At 27.7% G+C, this 2,629-nt stretch carries 2 protein-coding genes; both read left to right on the top strand.

Annotated elements, in window-relative coordinates; translation table 11 throughout:
* Positions 1–1,742 (top strand): class I tRNA ligase family protein (locus HMPREF2647_RS03300; RefSeq protein WP_070859526.1); only part of this gene is annotated, 1,742 nt, incomplete at its 5' end.
* 69 nt (positions 1,743–1,811) lie between these two features.
* On the top strand, positions 1,812–2,629 hold an 818-nt coding region (locus HMPREF2647_RS03295), incomplete at its 3' end, for a fructosamine kinase family protein (protein WP_070859524.1).

The following is a 2,629-nucleotide window of genomic DNA, read 5'->3' as shown; positions in this document are numbered from 1 at the left end:
GGGGAACACCATTAAATGTATGGATTTGCAATGATTGTAATCACGAATACGCACCAAGTAGTATTAAGGATTTACAAAATAATTCCATCAATAAAATTGATGAAGATATTGAGTTGCATAGACCTTATGTTGATAATATCACTCTTAGTTGCCCTAAGTGTAATGGGAAAATGTCTCGAGTAGAAGAAGTAATCGATGTTTGGTTTGATAGCGGCTCTATGCCGTTTGCTCAGCATCATTATCCTTTTGATAACCAGAAAATTTTTAATCAACACTTTCCAGCTGATTTTATTGCAGAAGGAGTTGATCAAACGAGAGGCTGGTTTTACAGTTTACTAGTAATTTCTACTATTCTAAAAGGAAAATCTTCTTATAAACGTGCTTTATCTTTAGGACATATTCTAGACAGTAATGGTAAAAAAATGTCTAAAAGTAAAGGAAACGTTATTAATCCAACTGAATTAATTAATAAGTACGGAGCCGATTCTTTAAGATGGGCCTTAATTTCGGATAGTGCTCCATGGAATAACAAAAGATTCTCAGAAAATATAGTAGCTCAGACCAAATCGAAATTTATAGATACGCTTGATAATATTTATAAATTTTATAATATGTATAATAAAATAGATCACTATAATCCTAATAATGAAATTACAAAAAGTAGAAATACATTAGATAATTGGGCTCTTTCTCGCTTAAACACCTTAATAAAAGAAAGTAATATTTATGTAAATAATTACGATTTCACTTCCGCAGCCAGATTAATTAACGAATATACCAATACAATAAGTAATTGGTATATTCGGAGATCGAGAGGACGATTTTGGGAACAAGGAATTTCTAACGATAAAAAAGATGCGTACAATACGCTTTATGAAATTTTAACAACTTTATCAAGACTAGTGGCTCCATTTGTTCCATTTATATCTGAAAAAATCCATTATAATTTGACTGGAAAAAGTGTGCATTTACAAGATTATCCACAATATAAAGAAAGTTTTATTAATCAAGCATTGGAAGATGAAATGCATACCGTTATAAAAATTGTAGAATTATCTAGACAGGCTCGCAAAAATGCAGATTTAAAAATTAAGCAACCTTTATCGAAAATGGTGATTAAACCTAATAGTCAATTAAACTTAAGTTTTTTACCTAATTACTATTCAATAATAAAAGACGAATTAAATATAAAAAACATTGAATTAACTGATAATATTAATGACTATATTACCTATGAGCTTAAATTGAATTTTTCTTCTGTGGGACCAAAACTAGGGAACAAAACGAAAAATATTCAAACATTGATAGACTCCCTATCAGAGTATGATAAAAAAAGTTTAATTGAGTCTAATAACTTCAAAAGTTTATCTTCTGATGCTGAGTTAACTAAGGATGATTTTATAATTAAAACCTTACCTAAGGATAGTTATCAACTCAGTGAAGATAATGACTGCGTTATATTATTAGATAAAAATTTATCTCCTGAATTAATTCGCGAAGGACATGCTAGAGAGCTCATTAGATTAATTCAACAATTAAGAAAAAAGAAAAATTTACCAATAAATCAACGTATTGATATTTATATCGGTGTAACTGGGGAATTATTAGAATCAATAAAAACCAATAAAAATATGTTTAAAGAAAATTTGCTGATTAAAAATATACACTTAAATGTTATAGATGAATATGAAAATACTATTCATTTTAATAATAAAGAAATAAAAATTTCCTTATTATATTAAACAAACATGGCCACTCTATTTTAGTAGAGTGGCCATGAGTTATCAAAGCCAAGCAAAAGGTGATAAACTATGTATAATTTTGATTATTCTAAATTACCAATTAAAAATATTCAAAAAATATTTCCTATTGCAGGGGGATATGTGAATCTATCTTTTTCAGTTGATGCTTCCAACAAAAAATATTTTTTAAAGCTACAACCTAATACTAAATCAAATTTTTTTGATTATGAGTTATCCAGTTTAAAAGAATTAACTGATAAAAATATTCCTGTTCCTCAAATTATTAATAAAGGAGAATTAGACAATAATTCTTTTTTACTGTTAGAGTTCATTGAAAATGGCCATGCTTATCCTGAAAGCTATAGAAAACTAGGTAAAATAGTTGCAAACATGCATAAAAATATAAATTCACTAAATCTATTTGGCTTTAGTCATAATTTCAATGGAGGAACGATTGAATTCACTAATAAATGGACTTCTTCTTGGGGGGATTTATTTATTAAAAGTAGGATGGATAAGCTATGTTCTGAAATATACAAGAAACGTTTATTTTCAATTTCGGATCTTTTATTATATGAAGATATACGAAAAATTATGTTGAAGAGCTTATATTATCACCAATCGTCACCATCATTACTTCATGGTGATCTTTGGAAAGGAAATATTCTTTTTCAAAAAAATGGAGATCCTATTCTATGTGATCCAGTCTGTTTATATGGAGATAGAGAATTTGATATTGGATATACTCTAGCATTAGAAAAATTTCCATTAGATTTTTATCAAGAATATAATAATATATATCCGTTGTGTGTTGGATATGAAAAGCGAATAGAATTTTACAAGTTATATGTGTTTATGATTCATTTATTTGCTATAGGTACAGATTT

The organism is Staphylococcus sp. HMSC035D11 (assembly GCF_001836075.1).
In the GTDB taxonomy this organism is placed as follows: domain Bacteria; phylum Bacillota; class Bacilli; order Staphylococcales; family Staphylococcaceae; genus Staphylococcus; species Staphylococcus hominis.
Note: the sequence above shows the minus strand (reverse complement) of the source record. Positions and strands in the feature narration are given on the sequence as shown.